17 protein-coding genes are annotated in these 22,416 nt (G+C 59.7%); 2 read left to right on the top strand and 15 right to left on the bottom strand.

Annotated elements, in window-relative coordinates; genetic code table 11:
* Positions 1 to 180: 180 nt before the first annotated feature.
* Positions 181 to 669, bottom strand: a complete 489-nt coding sequence (gene ispF / locus ACNA0J_RS26645) for a 2-C-methyl-D-erythritol 2,4-cyclodiphosphate synthase (protein WP_415821905.1) — start codon at positions 667 to 669, stop codon at positions 181 to 183.
* Between the two features lie 229 nt (positions 670 to 898).
* Complete coding sequence (locus tag ACNA0J_RS26640) at positions 899 to 1,693, bottom strand: IspD/TarI family cytidylyltransferase (RefSeq protein ID WP_415821904.1); 795 nt, start codon at positions 1,691 to 1,693, stop codon at positions 899 to 901.
* A gap of 29 nt (positions 1,694 to 1,722) precedes the next feature.
* On the opposite strand from ACNA0J_RS26640, the gene mfd reads away from it, so the two are divergent.
* Both mfd and serB read left to right on the top strand, forming a co-directional pair.
* Positions 1,723 to 5,184, top strand: coding sequence for a transcription-repair coupling factor (mfd, locus tag ACNA0J_RS26635; protein ID WP_415821903.1), 3,462 nt, complete (start codon positions 1,723 to 1,725; stop codon positions 5,182 to 5,184).
* A 139-nt stretch (positions 5,185 to 5,323) separates the two neighbouring features.
* Positions 5,324 to 6,193 (top strand): phosphoserine phosphatase SerB, encoded by an 870-nt coding sequence (gene serB / locus ACNA0J_RS26630; RefSeq protein WP_415821902.1) that lies wholly within the window; start codon positions 5,324 to 5,326, stop codon positions 6,191 to 6,193.
* 117 nt (positions 6,194 to 6,310) lie between these two features.
* On the opposite strand, the gene ACNA0J_RS26625 is transcribed toward serB, so the two are convergent.
* The 13 genes from ACNA0J_RS26625 to ACNA0J_RS26565 form a co-directional block, all read right to left on the bottom strand.
* Positions 6,311 to 8,761, bottom strand: coding sequence for an ankyrin repeat domain-containing protein (locus tag ACNA0J_RS26625; protein WP_415821901.1), 2,451 nt, complete (start codon positions 8,759 to 8,761; stop codon positions 6,311 to 6,313).
* Positions 8,762 to 8,915: 154 nt separating this feature from the next.
* Complete coding sequence (locus ACNA0J_RS26620) at positions 8,916 to 9,242, bottom strand: DUF2818 family protein (RefSeq protein ID WP_415821900.1); 327 nt, start codon at positions 9,240 to 9,242, stop codon at positions 8,916 to 8,918.
* A gap of 61 nt (positions 9,243 to 9,303) precedes the next feature.
* A complete protein-coding gene (gene nuoN, locus ACNA0J_RS26615; protein WP_415821899.1) occupies positions 9,304 to 10,788 on the bottom strand; it encodes an NADH-quinone oxidoreductase subunit NuoN in 1,485 nt (494 codons plus the stop codon).
* Between the two features lie 9 nt (positions 10,789 to 10,797).
* Positions 10,798 to 12,300, bottom strand: a complete 1,503-nt coding sequence (locus ACNA0J_RS26610; RefSeq protein ID WP_415821898.1) for an NADH-quinone oxidoreductase subunit M — start codon at positions 12,298 to 12,300, stop codon at positions 10,798 to 10,800.
* Positions 12,297 to 14,342 (bottom strand): NADH-quinone oxidoreductase subunit L, encoded by a 2,046-nt coding sequence (gene nuoL / locus ACNA0J_RS26605; protein ID WP_415821897.1) that lies wholly within the window; start codon positions 14,340 to 14,342, stop codon positions 12,297 to 12,299. Before nuoL ends, ACNA0J_RS26610 begins: the two co-directional genes overlap by 4 nt.
* Before the next feature lie 17 nt (positions 14,343 to 14,359).
* Positions 14,360 to 14,668, bottom strand: a complete 309-nt coding sequence (nuoK, locus tag ACNA0J_RS26600) for an NADH-quinone oxidoreductase subunit NuoK (protein ID WP_094821460.1) — start codon at positions 14,666 to 14,668, stop codon at positions 14,360 to 14,362.
* Positions 14,665 to 15,312, bottom strand: coding sequence for an NADH-quinone oxidoreductase subunit J (locus ACNA0J_RS26595; RefSeq protein WP_415821896.1), 648 nt, complete (start codon positions 15,310 to 15,312; stop codon positions 14,665 to 14,667). The genes nuoK and ACNA0J_RS26595 overlap by 4 nt, the downstream gene beginning before the upstream one ends.
* Positions 15,313 to 15,329: 17 nt before the next feature.
* The gene (nuoI, locus tag ACNA0J_RS26590; protein ID WP_094821462.1) at positions 15,330 to 15,818 is read right to left on the bottom strand and encodes an NADH-quinone oxidoreductase subunit NuoI; all 489 of its coding nucleotides are present in this window, start codon (positions 15,816 to 15,818) and stop codon (positions 15,330 to 15,332) included.
* A 21-nt stretch (positions 15,819 to 15,839) separates the two neighbouring features.
* Positions 15,840 to 16,913, bottom strand: a complete 1,074-nt coding sequence (gene nuoH, locus ACNA0J_RS26585) for an NADH-quinone oxidoreductase subunit NuoH (RefSeq protein WP_415821895.1) — start codon at positions 16,911 to 16,913, stop codon at positions 15,840 to 15,842.
* A gap of 1 nt (position 16,914) precedes the next feature.
* Complete coding sequence (gene nuoG / locus ACNA0J_RS26580) at positions 16,915 to 19,242, bottom strand: NADH-quinone oxidoreductase subunit NuoG (RefSeq protein ID WP_415821894.1); 2,328 nt, start codon at positions 19,240 to 19,242, stop codon at positions 16,915 to 16,917.
* Between the two features lie 15 nt (positions 19,243 to 19,257).
* Positions 19,258 to 20,625 (bottom strand): NADH-quinone oxidoreductase subunit NuoF, encoded by a 1,368-nt coding sequence (gene nuoF / locus ACNA0J_RS26575; RefSeq protein ID WP_415821893.1) that lies wholly within the window; start codon positions 20,623 to 20,625, stop codon positions 19,258 to 19,260.
* The gene (nuoE, locus tag ACNA0J_RS26570) at positions 20,622 to 21,116 is read right to left on the bottom strand and encodes an NADH-quinone oxidoreductase subunit NuoE (protein WP_094821466.1); all 495 of its coding nucleotides are present in this window, start codon (positions 21,114 to 21,116) and stop codon (positions 20,622 to 20,624) included. Before nuoE ends, nuoF begins: the two co-directional genes overlap by 4 nt.
* A 40-nt stretch (positions 21,117 to 21,156) precedes the next feature.
* Positions 21,157 to 22,413, bottom strand: coding sequence for an NADH-quinone oxidoreductase subunit D (locus tag ACNA0J_RS26565; RefSeq protein WP_415821892.1), 1,257 nt, complete (start codon positions 22,411 to 22,413; stop codon positions 21,157 to 21,159).
* Positions 22,414 to 22,416: the final 3 nt, after the last annotated feature.

Genomic DNA, 22,416 nt, shown 5'->3' with positions numbered 1-22,416 from the left:
GCCCTGCACCCCCGAAAATCGCGTTCGGGATCGGCATGCACAGGCTGTGGCACCGTTGCATGACAAAAGATCTCTCGAGTCACATTGACGTAATGCCACTCATGGCGCTCGTTATAGCGCGGCTCGACGACCAATAGAACTCCTAGCTCGCCCTAAGCACCAAACCGCAAAAAAAGCCCTTCACTCCATTCTAGCCAGCAAGGCAACCACGGTAGCGGCAATTCCTTCTTTACGCCCCAGATACCCCAGCCCCTCGTTAGTCTTGGCCTTGATGTTGATCACGTCCACCTCAACGCCAACATCAGCAGCGATATTCGCCACCATCGCGGCTGCATGAGGACCGATTTTCGGCGCTTGGGCATGAACGGTAGCGTCGATATTCACCGGCACCCACCCGGCCGCGCGAATTTTGGCAACAGCATCTCGCAATAGCACACGACTGTCGGCGCCCTTATAGGCAGGATCCGTGTCCGGGAAATGCCGCCCGATGTCGCCCAATCCAGCCGCCCCAAGCAACGCATCCGTCACCGCATGCAGCAACACATCCGCATCCGAATGCCCCTGTAAGCCATGCGTATGCGGAATCGTGACGCCGCCGATAATCAACGGACGGCCCATCACCAAGGCATGCACGTCAAAGCCCTGACCGACTCGGAAAGGAAAACTCATTCAATACTCCAGAAAAAACTTGCTGCCCCCAAGGAGGCATTTTCGCCTTGTGGCGGCCCGGCGGCGAGAAAAAACCCCACGTCGCGCCTTTGGCTTGCTGCCCCCCCAGGAGGCATTTTCGCCTTGTGGCGGCCCGGCGGCGAGAACCCCCCCACGCCGCGCCTTTGGCTTGCTGCCCCCCAGGGGGGCATTTTTTTGCCTTGGGGCGGCCCGGCGGCAAAAAGCAGCGTCAAAGCCATGTCCCCATCAATTCAAAATCATCCGGCCACGTCACCTTGAAATTGCGTAACGACCCGGGTACCAGCAAAGGCGTATAGCCAGCCGCCTCAATCGCCGACGCCTCATCAGTAACCGCCACCCCCGCAGATTGCGCGCTCGCCAATGCCGTGCGCAGCAGGCCAGCCCGGAACATCTGAGGAGTCTGTGCCAGCCATAACCCCTCGCGATCCAGCGTTGCACGCACCCGGGGCTCAGCATGAGTTGACGAGTCACTTGGGACACCATTGTCACTAGTCCCGTCACCAACCGGCATCAATGCCTGGGCAGCAGACTGGCCGCGCGAAGTCCCGGTATCGAGCCTGCGCTGCGATTTCACCGTATCCGCCACCGGCAATGCCAGCAGTCCGCCCACAGCGTCAAAAAGGCAAGCATCGATCAGACGAGCCAAAGCCCCCGCCGGCAAACCAGGACGCGCTGCATCGTGGACCAGCACCCAGTCATCATCTGCCGCCCCACTGTCGGCCAACGCCGCTGCCACCGTCTCAGCCCGTGTGGGGCCTCCACACGGCCTGCAGACGGTGCGGGGCAAGCCAGCCAGGGCCTCAGCGGCCCAGCCGTCATCGGCAGACACTGCCACCCGCACCTGGGCAATACGGGCGTCCGCCAGCAACGCCTGCACCGCGTGGCGCAGCATAGGCTGCCCCGCAATCAGGCGATATTGCTTGGGCGGGCCCGATTCACCGGCCCGTGTAGCACGCTGGCCGACGCCGGCGGCAGGAACAATTGCAATTAGAGAGTCAGTCATGGCCGAGAGATTTTATAATCTTCCGCCTGATGTCTGATTCCTCACTCCTGAATGCGGCCTCGCGGATCCCCGCCACTGCCGCCACACTGTCCGCCCTGAAACCCGGCGCACGCTACGCGCAGCCGCGTCCACCAGGCTCGGCCGACGCATGGCTATTGGCCGACCTCGCCCGGCAAAGCGGCCGGCCGCTTGTCGTTCTGACGGCGGCTCCCCTGGAGGCACAGCGGCTCGCCGACGAGATCCCCCAGTTCGCGCCCGACCTGCGGGTACGGCAATTGCCCGACTGGGAAACGCTGCCGTACGACGCGTTCTCGCCCCATCAGGATTTGGTGTCGGAACGCCTGCATACCCTGCATGCCCTCATGCAGCATACGGTCGATGTGCTGCTCGTGCCGGTCACGACGGCCCTGTATCGTCTGGCCCCGCCCTCGTTTCTGGCTGCCTATACGTTCTCGTTCAAGCAGAAAGACAAGCTGGACGAGGCCGCGCTGCGCGCCCAACTGACATTGGCAAACTACGCCCACGTCACCCAGGTCACGGCGCCCGGGGAGTTCTGTCTGCGCGGGGGATTGATCGATCTGTTCCCCATGGGGTCGGCGGTGCCCTACCGGCTGGACCTGTTTGACGACGAAATCGAGTCCATACGCAGCTTTGACGTCGACACGCAACGCAGTCTGTACCCGGTGCGCGACGTACAGTTGCTGCCGGGCCGCGAGTTTCCGATGGACGAAGAATCGCGCAATCGATTCAGGGCACGTTTTCGCGAGGAATTCGAAGGCGACCCGTCACGCGCCTTGCCCTACAAAGATATCGGCAACGGCATCGCTTTTGCCGGTGTCGAGTATTACCTGCCGCTGTTCTTTGACGAGACCGCAACGCTATTCGACTATCTGCCGGCCGATGCGATTACCGTCACATTGGGCGATATCGAAGACGCGATCCAACGCTTCAGCCAGGACACCAGCACTCGTTATACGTTCCTGAAAAGCGACCGCGAGCGCCCTGTACTGCCGCCCTCGGCCCTGTTTCTGGACAGCGAAGGGCTGCATGGCCGATTCAAGGCGTTTCCGCGCCTGGCATTGACCGAGGGAGCACCGCATCCGGATTTCTCCACGGCGCCCAACGTCAGCATCAGCCGCCGCGCCGAAGACCCCATCGCTCGCCTGCGCGCCTTGTTGGCGCGCGGCGAATCGCGCGTCTTGCTGTGCGCAGATTCGGCAGGCCGGCGCGAAACGCTGGCGCAAATGCTGACCGAGTTCGAGCTGCCACCGGATGCGCAGCCGGAAACGCTGCAGGAATTTCTCGTTTCTCAGTCCTCTTTTGCCCTGCTCGCGGCGCCGTTGTCGGCGGGCTTTGGCATCCCTTCGGCCGAACTGCTGTTTCTCACCGAAAACGACCTGTATCCGGGCAATGCCGGTGGAACGCGGCGTGGCCGGCGCGATCAGGAACGCACCAGCAACGTCGAAGCCATGGTGCGGGACTTGTCCGAGTTGCGCGCCGGCGACCCAGTCGTCCACGCGCAGCACGGCATCGGGCGATACCATGGCCTGATCAACATGGACATGGGCGACGGCGAGATGGAATTCCTGCATCTCGAATACGCCAACGGCAGCACGTTATACGTGCCCGTTTCGCAGCTGCATGTCATTGCCCGCTATAGCGGCGCAGACCCCGATGCCGCACCGCTGCATCAACTGGGATCGGGCCAATGGGACAAGGCTCGCCGCAAAGCCGCCCGCCAGGTGCGCGACACGGCCGCCGAACTGTTGGCGCTGTACGCACAACGCGCGGCACGCGAAGGCTATACCTTTAACCTGCCCATCAACGACTATGAAGCCTTTGCCGAAGGCTTTGGCTTCGAAGAAACGCCCGACCAGGCTGCCGCGATTCAAGCCGTCATTAGCGACATGACCTCGGGCCGCCCGATGGATCGCCTGGTGTGCGGCGACGTCGGCTTTGGCAAAACCGAAGTCGCGCTGCGCGCCGCCTTTCTGGCCGTCGCCAATGGCAAACAGGTGGCTTTGCTCTGCCCCACGACACTGTTGGCCGAACAGCATGCCCAGACCTTTGCCGACCGCTTTGCCGATTGGCCTGTGCGCGTGGTCGAGCTCTCGCGTTTCCGTTCCTCAAAAGAAGTCGCCGATGCCATCACAGGCATCAACGATGGCCGTGTCGACATCGTGATCGGCACGCACAAGATCCTGTCTAAAGACGTACGTTTCAAGCGCCTGGGCCTGGTCATCATCGACGAGGAACACCGTTTTGGCGTACGCCAGAAAGAGGCGCTGAAGGCCCTGCGCGCCGAAGTCGATGTCTTGACGCTGACCGCCACGCCCATCCCGCGCACCCTGGGCATGTCGCTCGAAGGCATACGCGATTTCTCCGTCATTGCCACCGCACCGCAAAAGCGTTTGGCGATCAAGACCTTTGTCCGTCGCGAAGACGGCAGCACCATACGTGAGGCCCTGCTGCGCGAACTCAAGCGTGGCGGCCAGGCCTATTTCCTGCACAACGAAGTCGAGACCATCCACAACCGTCGCGCGCGCCTCGAAGAACTCGTACCCGAAGCCCGCATCGCCGTCGCGCACGGCCAAATGCCCGAGCGCGAGCTGGAACAAGTGATGAAGGGCTTTTATCAGCAGCGCTTTAACGTGTTGCTATGTACCACCATCATCGAAACGGGCATCGACGTGCCCAGCGCCAACACCATCGTCATCCATCGCGCCGATCGCTTCGGCCTGGCGCAATTGCACCAGCTGCGCGGCCGGGTCGGGCGCTCTCACCACCAGGCTTATGCTTACCTGATGACGCCTGGCGAAGACGCGATTACCTCCAACGCCAAAAAACGTTTGGAAGCGATTCAGGCGATGGAAGAGCTGGGCTCTGGTTTTTATCTCGCCATGCACGATCTGGAAATCCGCGGCACGGGCGAAGTCCTGGGCGAATCGCAATCCGGCAACATCCACGAAATCGGCTTCTCGATGTACAACGAGATGCTCAACGAGGCCGTGCGCGCGCTCAAGGCAGGCGAAGAACCCGATCTGGATGCGCCGTTCAACCTGGCATGCGAGGTCAATCTGCATGCTCCGGCGCTGCTCCCCTCCGACTATTGTGCGGATGTGCATGCACGTCTGGCTATCTACAAACGCCTATCGCACGCCGAAGACGAAGACGATCTGATCCGCATCCAGGAAGAACTCATCGATCGCTTTGGCAAACTGCCCGAGGCCGCACAAGTACTGCTGACGACGCACCGCCTGAGACTGGCGGCGCAACCGCTGGGCATCATCAAGATCGATGCCAGCGAAAACCAGGCACTGATCCAGTTCGGCCCCAAAACCACGGTCGATCCCGCTCGGATCATCGAGCTGATACAAAAACAGCGCCATATCAAATTGGCCGGCCCGGACAAGTTACGCATCGAGTTCACCGTCGTCAAAGTCTCCACGCGTGCCGATGCCGTACGCGCGGTACTGCGCTCATTGAAATAGCCCATGCGTGCCGACGAACTCGATCAAACACCCTTTGCATGGCGCTGAAAATGCGCCTGCAAAATAGTCTCTTTCAGGTCCGCGTTATGCTTTGAGCTGCATTCGCACGCACCGGCCCTTCACCGACACACTTTCTGCCATGTCTACCACTCATCTCGTCATTCAATCCCCAGCACTCGGCGCTGCGCAGGTCGAACAATTAGCGGCCCTGGCGCAAGCTCAAGGCGTCGTCCATCTCAGCGCCACAGCCTCTCGTCTATTGGACGTATCGCAAGACGCCGACGTGCGCACACAGGTCACGGCCTGGGGAGAACAGCACGGCATCGACACGGCATTCGTACCTGCCGGCGTTCGTCTGTCGCAATGTAAAGTATTGGCGATGGACATGGATTCCACGCTGATCAACATCGAGTGCATCGACGAAATCGCCGGCGTCGCCGGGGTCAAACCCAAAGTCGCCGAGATCACCGAGGCGGCGATGCGAGGCGAGATCAAGGACTTCTCGGAAAGCCTGCGCCGTCGGGTGGCCTTGCTGGAGGGCACCCCGGCATCGGCACTGGAACAGGTATATGCAGACAAACTGCGCCTGAATCCGGGTGCGGAGCAATTGATATCAACGGCACAGGCGGCCGGGATCAAGGTGCTATTAGTGTCAGGGGGATTCACGTTCTTTACAGAACGCCTGCGCCAACGCCTGAATCTCGATAGCGCGTATGCCAACACCTTGGAAATCAAAGATGGCGTGCTGACTGGCAAAGTGCTCGGCGATATTTTGGATGCAGACGCCAAACTGATGCATCTGCGCGCGTTCGCGCAAACATATGACGCACGTCCAGACCAGATCATTGCTCTGGGTGATGGGGCTAATGATCTCAAGATGTTGGGGTTTGCCCGCTATGCGGTGGCTTATCGGGCCAAGCCGATTGTGAGACAGCAGACGCCTTATGCGTTGAATGTAGCGGGGTTGGATGGCGTGCTGAATTGGTTCGAAGGCGGTCTGGGTGCTTAGCCTTCGTAGGCAGTGACGTTTGCCGCGAGAAGGATGTTGCAGGATTGCCATAACTGGGCGCCTAGGGGCGCGCCAGTTACAGCGATCGAGATCTGCATGCGGCTGCCGTGGCGCCTATTACCCCTCTGCATCCCTTAATAGAGACCGAGTTGACTCATCGTCTGGATTGTTCCGCACATACTCGCGTACCCGAGAGATATCACCACCCAAGTTAAGTAACGTTTGTGCGGAGTCACGCTCATGGTCCGTAAATGCGGCCACCAACGCCTGCGAGACATCCGCCCCAAAAGCGATGAGCCCTTTTGCAAGGTCAATGTCGCCGTCATTAACCGCATAGTACAAGTCGTTATGGAGATCGGTCTTTGGCGCTACCGCACCTAAGTCTCTCAGTGCGTTTACCAACTCGATATTGCCCTGCCCAGTTGCGCGAACCAGGGCGATGCTAGCCTCTGGGCCGACGTCAATGCCAGCGGCGATGCCCACTTTCAATAATTCTGTATTGCCCTGCTCAACGGCGTGGCTTAACGCCCGTTCACTGCGTTGATTAAACTCTACGCCCGCGGCCACCAACGTCCGTGCCAGATTTGTATTGCCTTCGGTAATCGCGCGCTCCAATGCATGCGTCCCCTTAATCAGTCGAGGGATAAACTGCTTTAGCGCCGATACGTCATTCCTCTGTGCTGCCACATCGAGCATGTCGAACACGTCGATATCCTTCTTCTCAATGAAGGCCTTTGCTAGCTCCTCTTGCCCTACCTCGAGTAGCTCGGCCACCATCTCATACGGCTCATAGCCCACATCAAGCATAAAAGACAACAGCTCCGTGCCAGCATCCCGTTGCCGTTGCCACTCATACCGTGAGGCGAACGCCAAGACCACGAGCGGACTCGCGCCCGCAGCGGCCAGTACACGGCCCAACGGTACGTTGCCGCCGCGAGAGAGGTCCAACATTACTCGAGCGGCAGCATCCTCCTTCCCATCCTCAATCTCACCCTCAAAGAGCTCCTTGATTGCCGCCCAGTCGCCCAGCACAACGGCACGCAGCAGATCAGCACATTTCTGATTGGCCGAGGCCTCATATGCGTCGGCCAACACCATTAACTGCGCCCGAGTGTCGGTCCTCGCAGGATCAGCAATATCGTCGCGCGCGTAAAGGATGTTTGCTAGCAGCGTAATGTCGTCGTCGCCGGTCTGCTGCATTGCCGCCCGTACCTCCGCCACGTCGCGGGCCGCATTCTGTAGCGTCTGCTCAATCGTAGACCGTTCGGCAGACGAGGCGTGATGCAGTGCGGCAGGAACCTTCGCACCGGCAGCAATCAGAACTTTAATCGCCGTCGGATCCTTCGCATCCTTGGCGATCTCATACAAGGTTCGTGACGGGTCCACCCCGGCACTGATCAAAACTGCCAGTCGCTCAATCACGCCTGCCGGATATTCGTGGCCGCCCAGGGCCAACGCGGTCAATTTCTCCGAGGAGTCCGCGTCTGCGTCGACCAATACCTTGACCGCTCTCTTATTACCGGCCTCTAACACGTGCGCCAACGCCGCAGCAAAGTCTAGCCCCTCAGCGAGCAATAGTTCGACAGCATGCTGATAGCCGCTCTCCGCCAACTCCACCAATACCCGGGTTTTATCCAGTGCGTTATTCGGCGCGTTACCAAGCAGGAATCTCACCGCGTCGACGTTGGCGTTCTTGGCATGGTGGATCAGCGCCTGCTCACCCGATGCTCCCAGCATCAATAACTTTTGGACAGCGTCTTTGTTGATGATCCTTTCCGCGAGCGCCTGCTTCAGCGCTTCGGTCGGATCTGCTCCGGCCGCTATCAAAGTCCGTACCGCCATCGCAGAGGCAACGCCGACCTGGTTCCACATCGTCGATACCACTCTCATCAAGGTATATGACGGGTCCATGCCTGCAGCAATGAAGGTTTTTGCACTATCTATGTCGCCTTGCTCACAAGCCTCGCGCAGCTGTTGCCTTGCGTCACGGAATCGGAAGTCCAAACTTCGAATGTCACGCTGGATCGCCAACGTAAAGGCCGCGGACATATCCCCTGCGGTTTCCAGCAAGAGCTGCGCGGCGGCGATTGTGTGTGATTTGTCCTTTAGCCGGCTTTCCGAGCAATTCACGTCGTCGCCGACGTGGACGGTCGATCCGTTCTCAATCAAGGATTTGCTCAGCGAGATATTGCCTCTCTCCACAGCAAGCATTAGCGGCGTGTAACCCTCTCGATTCCGTGCATTCAACGCCTGATGACCCGCTGGCAACTTGGCAAGCATCTGCGCAGCAATCTCGTGTCTGCGCAATGAAATAGCCAGGTGAATTGGAGTCTGCCCCTCATCATCGATGGACGACAAGTCTGGCTCATACTGATTGAGAATCTCAACGGCGGTACGCACGTCAGCGCCTTTAATAGCTGCAAATAAACTCGCGAGGTGCTGCGTGGCGATTAAACCGTCAGAAGGCGTGTAGGAGGGAATGTTAGCGACTGAGTCCGGATTGATATTCATTGTCGAGCGGCCTTCGAGCAGGGGATGAAAAAGGAGGCCGTTGCGCTTCTCCAACATATCCGTTGGCACGTGCGACAACTACTCGGCCCATTTCCCGCTTAAGTGACCGCAGCACAGCAACGGTTCCATCGAACTGCTGTACGGACTTGTGGTGGCCTGATTCCGGTGGACATACCGGTAGGTTGATTAGCGGACGACCTATATTTATTAATTAATCCGCGCGCGCCACAGGATGTCGCTTGAACAGATACCGAAACACAAAGCCCGGATATCCCAGCACCAGATATAAACTCAAGGTAATCGCGTAAAACTCCCACCCCTGCGCAAACGGATTCCCCAAGGCCGCTTCAAAAGCAAACCCCAGGCCCATCACAATTGCGTAATACAGCAAAAGCTCAACCATACGCAGCCAGAACGGCTTGACCACGGCGCCCCGTTTCCACGGCAGCACCGTCAACACTCGCTCAGTCAAAAACGGCAAATTCGCGCTGACTAAAGCAAGAGCGATGAGCAGCCAAACAGCCAGGGTCTGGTTCATGACCATCCCCCTATCGTGTTCGACCGCATCATCGCCCTATTACGCACAGGTATCGCCTACCTCACAGACCCAGAGAGGTCTGAATCGCGTGCACACACAGCGCCATCAAGCCGCCCGGCAGAATGCCCAGCACCAGGATCAATGCGCTATTGACCGACAAGATACCGCAATGGCTGCAAGGTGCCGCGATCTTGCCCGCATCAGCCGCTGGCTCGTCAAAGTACACCACCTTGACCACGCGCAGGTAGTAGAACGCGCCGATCAGCGAGAACACCACCGCCACCACAGCCAACCACACGTAGCCGGCGTCCACCAGCACTTGCAGAACAGCCAGCTTCGCGTAGAAGCCCACCATCGGGGGAATACCCGTCAGCGAAAACATCAACAGCAGCAGCAACGCGGCATGCCACGGGCTGCGACGGTTCAGGCCTTTGAGGTCATCGATCTGCTCGCACTCAAAACCCTGACGCGACAACAGCAGAACCATGCCAAAAGTGCCCAGCGTGGTCAGCACATAGATCAGCATGTAAAACAACGACGCACCGTAGGCATTCGCCGATGCATCGGGCTTGCCTGCCACGACACCCGACATCAACCCCAACAGAACGAAGCCAACATGCGAAATCGTGGAATACGCCAGCATGCGCTTGAAGTTCGTCTGCGCGATCGCAGTCAGGTTACCAATGGCCAACGACAGAATCGCCAGGATCATCAGCATCGGTTGCCAATCGGCAGCCAGACCATGCAGGCCTTCGACCAGCAAACGCAGCGTAATCGCAAACGCAGCCAGCTTCGGTGCAGCACCCAGGATCAGCGTCACAGCAGTCGGGGAACCTTGGTAAACGTCAGGCACCCACATATGGAACGGCACTGCACCCAGCTTGAACGCCAGACCTGCGACCAGGAACACCACGCCGAACACCAGCGCCATATTTTCCTGTTTGCCCGCCGCGATGACATTGGAAATCTCGACGATATCCAGATGGCCGGTCGCCCCGTACACCATGGACATGCCGTACAGCAGGAAACCCGAGGCCAACGCGCCCAGCACGAAGTATTTCATGGCGGCTTCGGTGGCGACCACATCGTCGCGACGCAGTGCGATCAGGGCATACAGCGCCAGAGACATCAGCTCCAGGCCCAGATACACGCTGATCAGGTTGCCCGCCGAGATCATCACCATCTGACCCAACAGAGCCATCAGCGACAACACATACAGCTCACCGCCGCGCAGCATGTCGCGGACTTGCGCGTAGGCACGGCCATAAATCAGCGTCACCGCAACGGCAATGTACGACGCGACCTTGAGCAGGTGCGACAGATTGTCGGCCACATACAGGCCATTAAACGTACGACCCACCGTGCCGTTTTTCCATTGCAACAACGAGACGACGGTCACCACGCCCAAGGCCAGCAGCGTCAGCACAAAAGTCGGCTTGCGCTCGGGATGAGTACTGATCGCATCGATCAGCAGAATCGCCAGACCGAAAATCAGTAACAGAATCTCGGGCGTAGCCAGGGCGAAATCAATGTGAGATTGCATCATGAGTCAGTCTTACAGTTTCGAGATGGCAACGTGTTGCAGCAGGGCCTCGACCGAAGCATGCATGACGTCGGTAAAGGGCTTGGGATAGATACCCATGTACAACACAGCGATAGCCATCACGCCAAGAATCAGGAATTCGCGGCTGTTGATATCGGTGAGTTCACGCACATGGTCGTTGGCGATATCGCCAAAGGCCACGCGCTTGACCATCCACAGCGAGTACGACGCACCCAAAATCAGCGCCGTCGCAGCCAGCAGACCGATCCAGAAATTGTGCTCGACCGCACCCATGATGACCATGAACTCGCCCACGAAACCGCTCGTGGCGGGCAAGCCGCTATTGGCCATGGAGAACAGCACAAAGAACGTCACAAAACGCGGCATGACGTTGATCACGCCTCCGTAATCAGCAATGCGCCGCGAGTGCATGCGGTCATACAGCACCCCGATACACATAAACATCGCACCCGACACGAAACCGTGCGAGATCATCTGCACGATCGCACCCTCGACACCAGCGGTGTTGAAGATGAAAAAGCCCAGGGTCACAAAGCCCATGTGCGCCACGGACGAATATGCGACCAGCTTTTTCATGTCGTCTTGCACGATGGCGACGAGGCCGATGTAGATCACGGCGATCAGCGACAGCGTGATCATCAGGCCAGCCAGGCTATGCGAGGCGTCCGGAGCGATCGGTAACGAAAAACGCAGGAAGCCGTAGGCGCCGAGCTTGAGCATGATGGCTGCCAGCACGATCGAGCCGCCGGTGGGCGCCTCGACGTGAGCATCCGGCAACCAGGTGTGCACCGGCCACATCGGCACCTTGACCGCGAAAGCCGCGAGCAAGGCCACAAAGATCAGGATCTGCGGCGTATGGCCCAGTTTGACTTGGTGCCAGGTCAGGATATCGAACGAGCCGCCCGAGACGTTCCACAGGTAGACGAATGCAACCAGTGTCAGCAACGAGCCCATCAGCGTGTACAAGAAGAACTTGAACGCGGCATAGACACGGTTGGGACCGCCCCACACCCCGACGATGATGTACATCGGGATCAGCGTCGCCTCGAAGAACACGTAGAACAGCATGCCGTCCAGCGCCACGAACACGCCCACCATCAGACCCGAAAGGATCAGGAAGGCGGCCATGTACTGCGACACGCGGCTGGTGATGACCTCCCAGCCAGCCAGCACCACGATGATGGTGATGAAGGCGGTCAGCAGCACGAACCACAACGAGATACCGTCGATACCGAGGTGATAGTTGACGTTGAAGGCTTCGATCCAGGAAGTCTTTTCGACGAACTGCATGGCAGCCGTCGAGGAATCAAAACCGGTGTACAGCGGAATCGTGACCAGAAAGCCCGCAATCGCGCCAATCAAAGACAAGCCACGTGTCAGCCCAGGCCGGTCGTCGCGGCCCAGGGCCAGCACCAGCAGGCCGAATGCGATCGGAACGAAGATCGCAAGCGTTAGCCAGGGAAAAGTGTTGGATGCCATGTCGCTTGCCGTCATTGGGGAATCAGCACAAAGAAAGTAATCAGAGCCATGATGCCGATGATCATCGCGAACGCGTAGTGATAGATATAACCGGACTGCAGATGACGGCTGATCGCGGCCACCCAGCCCACCACACGAGCGCTGCCATTGACCAGCAAGCCATCGATCAAGCCACGGTCACCGCGTTGCCACAGGCTGTAGCCCAGGCAGCGCGCGCCGCGCGCGATGATCTGTTCGTTGACCCAGTCGACGAAGTACTTGTTCTCAAGCACTTTGTTCACGCCCGACAAGCTGGACTTGATCGCAGCCGGGACCTTGGGGTTGATCAGGTAGCAGTACCAGGAGACCACTGCGCCTGCGACCACCAGCCAGAACGGCAAGGTCTGGAACGCATGCATGCCGAAGGCCACCCAGCCGTGCCATTCTTCGTGCAGTTCGTGCATGGCGGGATGCTGCGGCAGCACCTTGATCACGCCGTCGAAGAAACCGCCGAACAGCATCGGGTCGACCACCCAGGCGCCGATCAGCACCGACGGGATCGCCAGCAACACCAGAGGCAGCGTCACGACCCACGGGGACTCGTGCGGCGTACCGCCATGATGGCCATGATCGTCATGACCGTGGCTGTGATCGTCGTGACCATGGTCGTCATGACCATGACCGTGAGCGTGGCCGCCGCTGGTATCAAAGCGTTCTTTGCCATGGAAAACCAGGAAATACACGCGGAACGAGTACAGCGAGGTCACGAACACGCCAATCAGGGTCGAGTAATAAGCAAAAGTCGCGCCCCACACGTTGGCGGCACCCGCTGCCTCGATGATGTGTTCCTTGGAATAGAAACCCGAGAAGAACGGCGTGCCCACCAAGGCCAACGTGCCCAAGAGGAACGTGATCCAGGTAATCGGCATGTACTTGCGCAAGCCACCCATGTTGCGGATGTCCTGATCGTGGTGCATGCCGATGATGACCGAGCCTGCCCCCAGGAACAACAGCGCCTTGAAGAACGCGTGCGTCATCAAGTGGAAGATCGCGACCGAGTAGGCCGAGGCGCCCAGCGCCACCGTCATGTAACCGAGCTGCGACAGTGTCGAATACGCCACCACGCGCTTGATGTCGTTCTGGATGATGCCCAGGATACCCAGGAACAGCGCGCCGATCGCGCCGATCACGATGATGAACGACAGTGCCGTATCCGACAGTTCGAACAGGGGCGAGAAACGCGCCACCATGAAGATACCGGCGGTCACCATGGTGGCCGCGTGGATCAGCGCCGAGATCGGGGTCGGGCCTTCCATCGAGTCGGGCAGCCAGGCATGCAACGGCACCTGGGCCGATTTACCCATCGCGCCGATGAACAGGCAGATACATGCCACGGTCAACAGCATCCAATCCGAACCGGGCAGCGTTTGAGCGGCCAGCGTATCGGCTTGGGCGAACACCTCACCGTAATGCATGGTACCGGTGTAGGCGAACAGCAGGCCAATCCCCAGTACGAAACCGAAGTCACCGACGCGGTTGATCAGGAACGCCTTCATGTTGGCGAAAATCGCCGTCGGACGGGTGTACCAGAAACCGATCAGCAGATACGACACCAGGCCCACGGCTTCCCAACCGAAGAACAGCTGAACCATGTTGTTGGACATGACCAGCATCAGCATCGAGAACGTGAACAGCGAGATGTAGGCGAAAAAGCGTTGATAGCCGGGGTCATCCGCCATGTAGCCGATGGTGTAGATGTGCACCATCAACGACACCGAGGTGACCACCACCATCATCATGGCCGACAGCGGATCGATCAGGAAACCGATCTCGAGCTTGGTCTGGCCGATCAGGCTCCAGGTGTAGACGGCGCCGTCAAAGGTGTGGCCGTTGAGCACATCGCGCAACACGATCACCGAGCCGATCGCGGAGATCAACACCCCCAGGATGGTGATGACGTGCGACCCGCGGCGGCCAATGGGCCGGCCCAGGAACCCGGTGCCGAACAGCCCGGCGAGGATCGCACCGGCCAAAGGGGCCAGCGCGATCAGCAAGTACAGATTGGGTGAACTAGACATTTTCTTCCAATACCCCGTCAGCCCTTCAGGCGATCGAGTTCGTCAACGTTGATCGTGTTCAGGTTACGGAACAGCAGCACCAAGATCGCCAGACCGATGGCGGCTTCAGCAGCGGCCACCGTCAGGATGAAGAACACGAACACCTGGCCGGCGGTATCGCCAAACCAGCTGGAAAACGCCACGAAGTTCATGTTGACGGCCAAAAGCACCAGCTCGATGGACATCAGCAGGATGATCAGATTGCGGCGGTTCAGGAAGATGCCGAAGATGCCGATGGCGAACATGATCGCCCCCAGCACCAAATAATGAGCCAGCGTCAACGTCATTGTTTTTCTCCTTGGGCACCGTCGGCCGGCTTGGCAGCGCGGCCCTGGGCACGATCGCTCTGTGCAGGCATGCTGACCAGACGGAAACGGTCTTTGGCACGCACGCGCACGGCGGCGGCGGGGTCGTTGTACTTGGCGTCGCGACGGCGGCGCAGGGTCAGCGAGATGGCGGCAACCATACCGACCAGCAGCAACGCGGCGCCGACTTCGACGGCGTACACGTACTGCGTGTACATCGCCTCGCCCAGGGCACGGCTGTTGTTGTAGTCGCCGGCAGTCACCGCCTGCGGGCCCGCGCCGTACCAGGTGCTGGCCAGCACGAACGACATTTCAAGCACCAGCACGACACCGATGATCAGCCCCAGCGGCAGATAGGTCTTGAGTCCGCCGCGCAAGGTGTCGATACGGATATCGAGCATCATGACCACAAACAAGAACAGGACCATCACGGCGCCGACGTACACCAGCACCAGCAGCAGCGCCAGGAACTCGGCCCCCAGCAGCATCCACAGCATGGCCGCGTTGGCGAACGCCAGGATCAAATGCAGTACGGCAGTCACCGGGCTGCGCGCCGTGATGACGCGGAACGCGGCGATCACCAGGACCGCAGACAGTATGTAGAACAGGACAGTGGTAAAAGTCATGAGTCAGACCTTGGGCGTCAACGGTATGGCGCGTCTTCGGCCCGGCGGCGGGCGATTTCGGCTTCGTAGCGGTCGCCGACGGCGAGCAGCATGTCTTTGGTGAAATAAAGGTCGCCGCGCTTTTCACCGTGGTATTCGTGAATGTGGGTCTCCACAATCGAATCCACGGGGCAGCTTTCCTCACAGAAACCGCAGAAAATGCACTTGGTCAGATCGATGTCGTAACGCGTGGTGCGGCGGGTACCGTCGTCACGCACGTCCGATTCGATCGTGATGGCCAGGGCCGGACATACGGCTTCGCATAGCTTGCACGCAATGCAGCGCTCTTCCCCGTTGGGATAGCGGCGCAACGCGTGCAGCCCACGAAAACGCGCCGACGTCGGCGTTTTTTCCATCGGATAACGCAAGGTGACCTTGCGCTTGAAAAAGTACTTGCCCGTCAGGCGCATGCCCTTGAGCAACTCGGCCAGCATCAGGCTGCCGAAGAAATCTTTGATCGCTTCCATATCCTGCCTCAGCTTGACGCGTTAACGCCAAATGTTCCAGGGCGTCTGCATCCAGATCGCCACCACGACCAGCCACACGCCGGTCAGCGGGATGAAAATTTTCCAACCCAACCGCATGATCTGGTCATAGCGGTAACGCGGGAACGACGCGCGGAACCACACGAACAACGACACCACGCAGAATGTTTTCAGACCCAGCCACAACCAGCCCGGAATCCAGGTCAACGGCGCGATATCGATCGGCGGCATCCAACCTCCCAGGAACATGATCGCTGCCATGGCTGACAAGAGAATCATGTTGGCGTATTCGCCCAGGAAGAACAGTGCAAATGCCATACCCGAGTACTCGACCATGTGGCCGGCCACGATTTCGGATTCGCCTTCGACCACGTCAAACGGGTGACGGTTGGTTTCGGCCACGGCCGAAATCACATAGATCACGAACAGCGGCAACAGCGGCAGCCAGTTCCATGACAGGAACGTCAGGCCACGTTCGGCAAACCAGCCGCGGCCCTGCCCCATCACGATCTCGGACATGTTCAGGCTGCCGGAAACCAGCAACACCGTCACCAGCACGAAACCGATGGCCAATTCATAGGACACCATCTGTGCCGAAGCCCGCAGCGCGCCCAGGAAGGCGTACTTGGAGTTCGATGCCCAGCCTGCCACGATCACGCCATACACACCGATGGAGGTAATCGCCATCACGTAGAGCAGACCCGCGTTGACGTTGGCCAACACGATCTCGGGGCCAAACGGCACCACCGCCCAGGCGGCCAAGGCCGGCATCAGCGTCACGACCGGCGCCACGATGAACAGGATCTTGTTGGCCTGCGTGGGAACAACGACTTCTTTAGTGAGCAGTTTGAACACGTCGGCAAACGGCTGCAGCAAGCCCCGGAAACCGACACGGGTCGGCCCCAGACGCACGTGCATCCAGCCAATCATCTTGCGTTCCCAGTACGTGAGGTAAGCCACGCACAAAATAATGGGAACCGCGATGACGACGATCTTGACGATCGTCCAGATCACCAGCCAGGCCGTCGGGCCCAGCAAGGCCTGACCGTGGCTTTCAAGAGTATTGAGCCATTCCATGTCAGGCACGCTCCACGCTGATTTCACCGAATGCGCCACCCAGGGCGGCGGTTTGTTCGAAGGCCGCCGCAATACGCACCGAACGATCGGCCACGGCATCATCCTGGACGGTTTCAAGCTCGACCGAACCGGCCGCACCGGCTACGCGAACCTTGACGCCGGCAGCCAGGCCCAGCCCAGCCAACGTGGCGCCGTTCATGCGTGCCGTGGGCGCCTGCGACGCGGGTGCGTCTTGCAGAGGCCACGAACGACGCACGATGGCATCGGTACGATAGATCGGCACATCGGTCACACGCTCGAGCGATGTGGCCACCTGACCCAGGCCACGCTGGGCCTTGATCTCGTTGGACAGACGGCCCTCGATGCCACCAGCCAGCGCGGTGTCTCGCACGGATTCGGAGGTCTCGTCGTCAAAGCCCGGCAATTGCAGCACATTGCCCAGCACGCGCAGGACTTTCCAGCCCGGACGCGTCTGACCCAATGGGGTAACGGTGCCCTTGAAACTCTGCGGCAAGCCTTGGGCGTTGACAAACGTACCCGAGGTCTCGGTAAACGGCGACACGGGCAGCATGACGTCGGCCCAATCCTCGGCAGACGACGCATACGGTGTGAGCGCCACGGCGAACTCAGCAGCACGCAACGCAGCCACGGACTGAGGACCGTTGTCGGTATCCAGGGAAGGCTCGGCATGCAGCACGATGTAGGCCTTGAGCGGCTCGGCCAGCATGGCAGCGGCGGTCTTGCCGCCCTGCCCCGGCACCGCACCGGCCAGATAACCGCCCACCGTGTTGCCACCGGCGGTCAGGAAACCGAAACGCGCACCGGCGATATCGGCGATGCTGCGCGCATTGGCGGCCAAGAGCGAAGCCTGCGGCGATGCGACGGCCATGTTGCCCATCAATACGCCGACATTGCTGCCCGAAGCCAGGCTGGCGGCGATACGCTTGGCGTTTTCGTCCGGCGTCACCGAGGCGAACTCGGCAGGCACGGCTTGCTCTTTAGCCTGGGCCAGCGCCACCGCGACTTGGGCCAAAGCCAACGGCAGGCCGGACGGCGCAACCGTGATACGACCAGCCACCGGCAGCAACGGATCGTCCGCAGCGCTGTCGACCAGCAATACTTGCGTGCCGCGTTTGGCGGCCTGGCGCAGACGCTGCGCCATCAGCGGGTGATCTTTGCGCAGGAACGAACCGACCACCAGCACACGATCCAGCGAGTCCAGATCGGCAATCGGCATGCCCAGCCACGGCGCACCCGACAAGGCAGCGTCGAAGCTCGCGTCCGTCTGACGCAGACGGAAATCGATGTTTTCCGAACCCAGGGCGCGCACGAGGCGGCCCAGCAAGGCGAATTCTTCGGTCGTGGCGTACTCGGCAGCCAAGGCGCCGATCTGGCCCGCGCCATGGCTATCCCGCACGCGCGACAGGCCTTGGGCGACGGCTTGCAGCGCATCGGCCCAGGAGGCCTCTTGCCATTTGCCGTCGGTGCCTTTGATCATGGGTACGGTCAGACGATCACCGCTGTTCAGACCCTCGTAGGAAAAACGATCGCGGTCGCTGATCCAGCATTCGTTGATGGCCTCATCCTCGAAAGGCACGACGCGCATGGCGCGCTCGCCTTTGACCTGTACCACCAGATTGGCGCCCAGGCTGTCGTGCGGGCTGACCGTACGGCGGCGCGCCAATTCCCAGGTCCGGGCGGTGTAGCGGAACGGTTTGGAGGTCAACGCACCGACGGGACAGAGGTCGATCATGTTGCCGGAGAGCTCCGACTCGACCGAACGGCCCACGAACGTCGTGATCTCGGAATGCTCGCCACGGCCCAGCATGCCCAGTTCCATGACGCCGGCGATTTCCTGGCCAAAGCGCACGCAACGGGTGCAGTGGATACAACGTGACATTTCCTCGGCCGACACCAGCGGGCCGAGATCCTTGTGAAAGACCACGCGCTTTTCTTCGCGATAACGCGAAGCAGAGCCGCCGTAGCCCACAGCCAGATCCTGCAACTGGCACTCGCCGCCCTGATCGCAGATCGGGCAATCGAGCGGGTGATTGATCAGCAGAAATTCCATGACCGATTTCTGCGCGGCCTTGGCTTTTTCTGAGCAGGTGTGCACCACCATGCCATTCGTGGCCGGCGTAGCGCAGGCGGGCAGCGCCTTGGGCGCTTTTTCCACTTCAACCAGGCACATGCGGCAGTTGGCCGCGATGGACAGTTTCTTGTGGTAGCAGAAATGGGGCACATACAAGCCGATCTTCTGGGCCGCATGCATCACCATGCTGCCCTCGGGGACTTCGACCTGATTGCCGTCGACGGTTAATTCAACCATTGCTGTTCCTGAGACCTACAGATAATGCGGAACCACACACGATTTGTGCTCGATGTGGTGCGCGAATTCGTCGCGATAATGCTTGAGAAAACCGCGTACCGGCATAGCGGCAGCGTCACCCAGTGCGCAGATGGTGCGACCCATGATGTTGCCGGCCACGTTATCGAGCAGATCGAGGTCTTCTTTGCGACCTTGGCCGTGCTCGATGCGATGCACCATGCGGTAGAGCCAACCCGTGCCTTCGCGGCAGGGCGTGCATTGACCGCAGCTTTCTTCAAAGTAGAAATACGACAGCCGCAGCAGCGATTTCACCATGCAGCGGGTTTCGTCCATGACGATGACCGCCCCCGAACCCAGCATGGACCCGGCCTTGGAGATCGAGTCGTAGTCCATGGTCGTGTCCATCATGATGTCGGCGGGCAACACGGGCGCGCTCGAACCACCGGGGATCACTGCCTTGAGTTTTTTGCCACCGCGCATGCCGCCGGCCAGTTCCAAGAGCTTGGGGAACGGGGTGCCCATCGGGATCTCGTAGTTGCCCGGACGCTCGACGTCGCCCGAGATCGAGAACAATTTGGTGCCGCCGTTGTTGGGCTTGCCAACCTCGAGGTAGGCCTGGCCACTATTGCGGATGATCCAGGGCACCGCCGCGAAAGTCTCGGTGTTGTTGATGGTGGTGGGCTTGCCGTACAAACCAAAGCTGGCTGGGAACGGCGGCTTGAAACGCGGCTGGCCCTTTTTGCCTTCGAGGGACTCGAGCAACGCGGTTTCTTCGCCGCAGATGTAGGCGCCGTAGCCGTGGAAAGCGTGCAGCTGGAAGCTGAAGTCGGAGCCGAAAATCTTGTCACCCAGAAAGCCGCCCGCGCGGGCTTCTTCGAGGGCCTCTTCGAAGCGCTGATACACCTCGAAAATTTCACCGTGGATGTAGTTGTAACCCACGCTGATGCCCATGGCATACGCGGCAATCGCCATGCCTTCGATCACGATATGCGGGTTAAAGCGCAGAATGTCGCGATCCTTGAACGTACCAGGCTCGCCTTCGTCGGAGTTGCACACCAGGTATTTTTGGCCTGGGAATGCACGCGGCATGAAGCTCCATTTCAGACCCGTCGGAAAGCCCGCACCGCCACGGCCGCGCAGGCCAGAGGCCTTGACCTCGGCGATCACGTCCTCGGGCTTCATGCCCGTGGTCAGGATCTTGCGCAATGCCTCGTAGCCGCCGCGCTTGACGTAGTCTTGCAAGTGCCAGTTGCTGCCGTCGACGTCCGCCATGATTTGCGGCGAGAGGTGACGGCCATGCAAACACATGGAGCTCGACAGATCGTTCAGCGGGTTGGGATCCAGCCCCTGAGCCAGTTTTGTGTACAGATCGGGCGCGTTCATGCCGATTCTCCTTGCGCTTTCAGGCCTTGGACCAGCGCGTCGAGTTTTTCTTCGGTCATACGCACACACATATGTTTGTTGTTGACCAGCAGCACGGGCGAATCACCGCAAGCCCCCATGCATTCGCCTTCGACCAGCGTGAACAGGCCGTCGGGGGTGGTCTCACGGAACTCGATACCCAGCTTGCGCTTGAGGAAATCGCCCGCCTTTTCGCCATCGCGCAAGGCACAGGGCAAATTCGTGCACACGGAGATCTTGTGCTTGCCTACGGGCCGGGTGTCGAACATGTTGTAGAACGTGGCGACTTCCTGCACTGCGATAGGAGGCACGCCAATGTAATTGGCCACATCTTCGAGCACCTCGGGAGGGAGCCAGCCTTTTTCTTCTTGCGCGATGGCAAGCGAAGCCATGATGGCCGACTGGCGCTGGTCGCCCGGGAACTTGGCAAGTTCCCGATCGATTTTCTGATAGGCCTGTGCGGAAAGCAGCATAGTTTGAATCCGGGTTATGCGGGGCGGTCGGGCTGAGGGTTCAGCGGTCGATTTCGCCGAAAACGATATCCTGCGTGCCGATGATGGTGACGGCGTCGGCGATCATGTGACCGCGGGCCATCTCATCGAGCGATTGCAAATGGGCAAATCCTGGCGCCCGAATTTTCAGGCGGTAAGGCTTGTTGGCGCCGTCGGACACGAGATAAATGCCGAATTCGCCTTTGGGGTGCTCCACCGAGGCGTAAGCTTCGCCAGGAGGAACGTGGAAACCTTCGGTGAAGAGCTTGAAGTGGTGAATCAGCTCTTCCATGTTGGTTTTCATGTTGGTACGGCTGGGCGGCGCGACCTTGTGGTTCTCGATCATGACCGGACCGGGGTTGTTGCGCAGCCACTCCACGCACTGGCGGATGATGCGGTTGCTTTCACGCATTTCCGCCACGCGAACCAGATAACGGTCATAGCAGTCGCCATTCACCCCCACCGGGATGTCGAACTCGAGCAGATCGTAAACCTCGTACGGCTGCATCTTGCGCAAGTCCCAGGCTATGCCCGAACCCCGCAACATCGGGCCGGTAAAGCCCAGGGCTTTGGCACGATCGGGATCGACCACGCCAATGCCTACCAGACGCTGTTTCCAGATACGGTTGTCGGTCAACAGCGTTTCGTATTCATCGACGCAAGCCGGAAACCGGTTGGTAAAGTCCTCGATGAAATCCAGCAGCGAACCCGAGCGCGCATCGTTCATGATGCGCATTTCCTTGTCACCGCGGTATTTGCTGCTGTCACCGTATTGCGGCATGGTGTCAGGCAAATCGCGATACACGCCACCCGGCCGGTAATAGGCCGCGTGCATGCGTGCACCCGAGACCGCTTCGTAGCAGTCCATCAGGTCTTCGCGCTCGCGGAAGGCATACAGGAACACCGCCATGGCGCCCACGTCCAGGGCGTGCGAGCCCAGGGACATCAGGTGATTGAGCAGACGCGTGATCTCATCGAACATGACGCGGATGTACTGCGCGCGCAGGGGTGCTTCGACACCGAGGAGCTTTTCGATGGCCATGACATAGGCGTGCTCGTTGCACATCATGGACACGTAGTCCAGGCGATCCATATAGGGCAACGCCTGGATGAAAGTCTTGTGTTCAGCGAGCTTTTCCGTGGCGCGATGCAACAGGCCAATATGAGGATCGGCGCGCTGAATCACCTCGCCATCGAGCTCCAACACCAGACGCAGCACACCGTGCGCGGCCGGGTGTTGAGGACCGAAGTTCAGAGTGTAGTTCTTGATTTCTGCCATGAT

Source organism: Bordetella tumbae (assembly GCF_965139195.1).
GTDB lineage: Bacteria > Pseudomonadota > Gammaproteobacteria > Burkholderiales > Burkholderiaceae_B > Bordetella_A > Bordetella_A tumbae.
Note: the sequence above shows the minus strand (reverse complement) of the source record. Positions and strands in the feature narration are given on the sequence as shown.

What these genes read in the sequence shown, in the direction of transcription:
- ispF (WP_415821905.1), bottom strand. Translation starts at nt 669, where the DNA reads ATGAGTTTTCCTTTCCGAGTCGGTCAGGGCTTTGACGTGCATGCCTTG.
- ACNA0J_RS26640 (WP_415821904.1), bottom strand. Translation starts at nt 1,693, where the DNA reads ATGACTGACTCTCTAATTGCAATTGTTCCTGCCGCCGGCGTCGGCCAG.
- mfd (WP_415821903.1), top strand. Translation starts at nt 1,723, where the DNA reads ATGTCTGATTCCTCACTCCTGAATGCGGCCTCGCGGATCCCCGCCACT.
- serB (WP_415821902.1), top strand. Translation starts at nt 5,324, where the DNA reads ATGTCTACCACTCATCTCGTCATTCAATCCCCAGCACTCGGCGCTGCG.
- ACNA0J_RS26625 (WP_415821901.1), bottom strand. Translation starts at nt 8,761, where the DNA reads ATGTTGGAGAAGCGCAACGGCCTCCTTTTTCATCCCCTGCTCGAAGGC.
- ACNA0J_RS26620 (WP_415821900.1), bottom strand. Translation starts at nt 9,242, where the DNA reads ATGAACCAGACCCTGGCTGTTTGGCTGCTCATCGCTCTTGCTTTAGTC.
- nuoN (WP_415821899.1), bottom strand. Translation starts at nt 10,788, where the DNA reads ATGATGCAATCTCACATTGATTTCGCCCTGGCTACGCCCGAGATTCTG.
- ACNA0J_RS26610 (WP_415821898.1), bottom strand. Translation starts at nt 12,300, where the DNA reads ATGACGGCAAGCGACATGGCATCCAACACTTTTCCCTGGCTAACGCTT.
- nuoL (WP_415821897.1), bottom strand. Translation starts at nt 14,342, where the DNA reads ATGTCTAGTTCACCCAATCTGTACTTGCTGATCGCGCTGGCCCCTTTG.
- nuoK (WP_094821460.1), bottom strand. Translation starts at nt 14,668, where the DNA reads ATGACGTTGACGCTGGCTCATTATTTGGTGCTGGGGGCGATCATGTTC.
- ACNA0J_RS26595 (WP_415821896.1), bottom strand. Translation starts at nt 15,312, where the DNA reads ATGACTTTTACCACTGTCCTGTTCTACATACTGTCTGCGGTCCTGGTG.
- nuoI (WP_094821462.1), bottom strand. Translation starts at nt 15,818, where the DNA reads ATGGAAGCGATCAAAGATTTCTTCGGCAGCCTGATGCTGGCCGAGTTG.
- nuoH (WP_415821895.1), bottom strand. Translation starts at nt 16,913, where the DNA reads ATGGAATGGCTCAATACTCTTGAAAGCCACGGTCAGGCCTTGCTGGGC.
- nuoG (WP_415821894.1), bottom strand. Translation starts at nt 19,242, where the DNA reads ATGGTTGAATTAACCGTCGACGGCAATCAGGTCGAAGTCCCCGAGGGC.
- nuoF (WP_415821893.1), bottom strand. Translation starts at nt 20,625, where the DNA reads ATGAACGCGCCCGATCTGTACACAAAACTGGCTCAGGGGCTGGATCCC.
- nuoE (WP_094821466.1), bottom strand. Translation starts at nt 21,116, where the DNA reads ATGCTGCTTTCCGCACAGGCCTATCAGAAAATCGATCGGGAACTTGCC.
- ACNA0J_RS26565 (WP_415821892.1), bottom strand. Translation starts at nt 22,413, where the DNA reads ATGGCAGAAATCAAGAACTACACTCTGAACTTCGGTCCTCAACACCCG.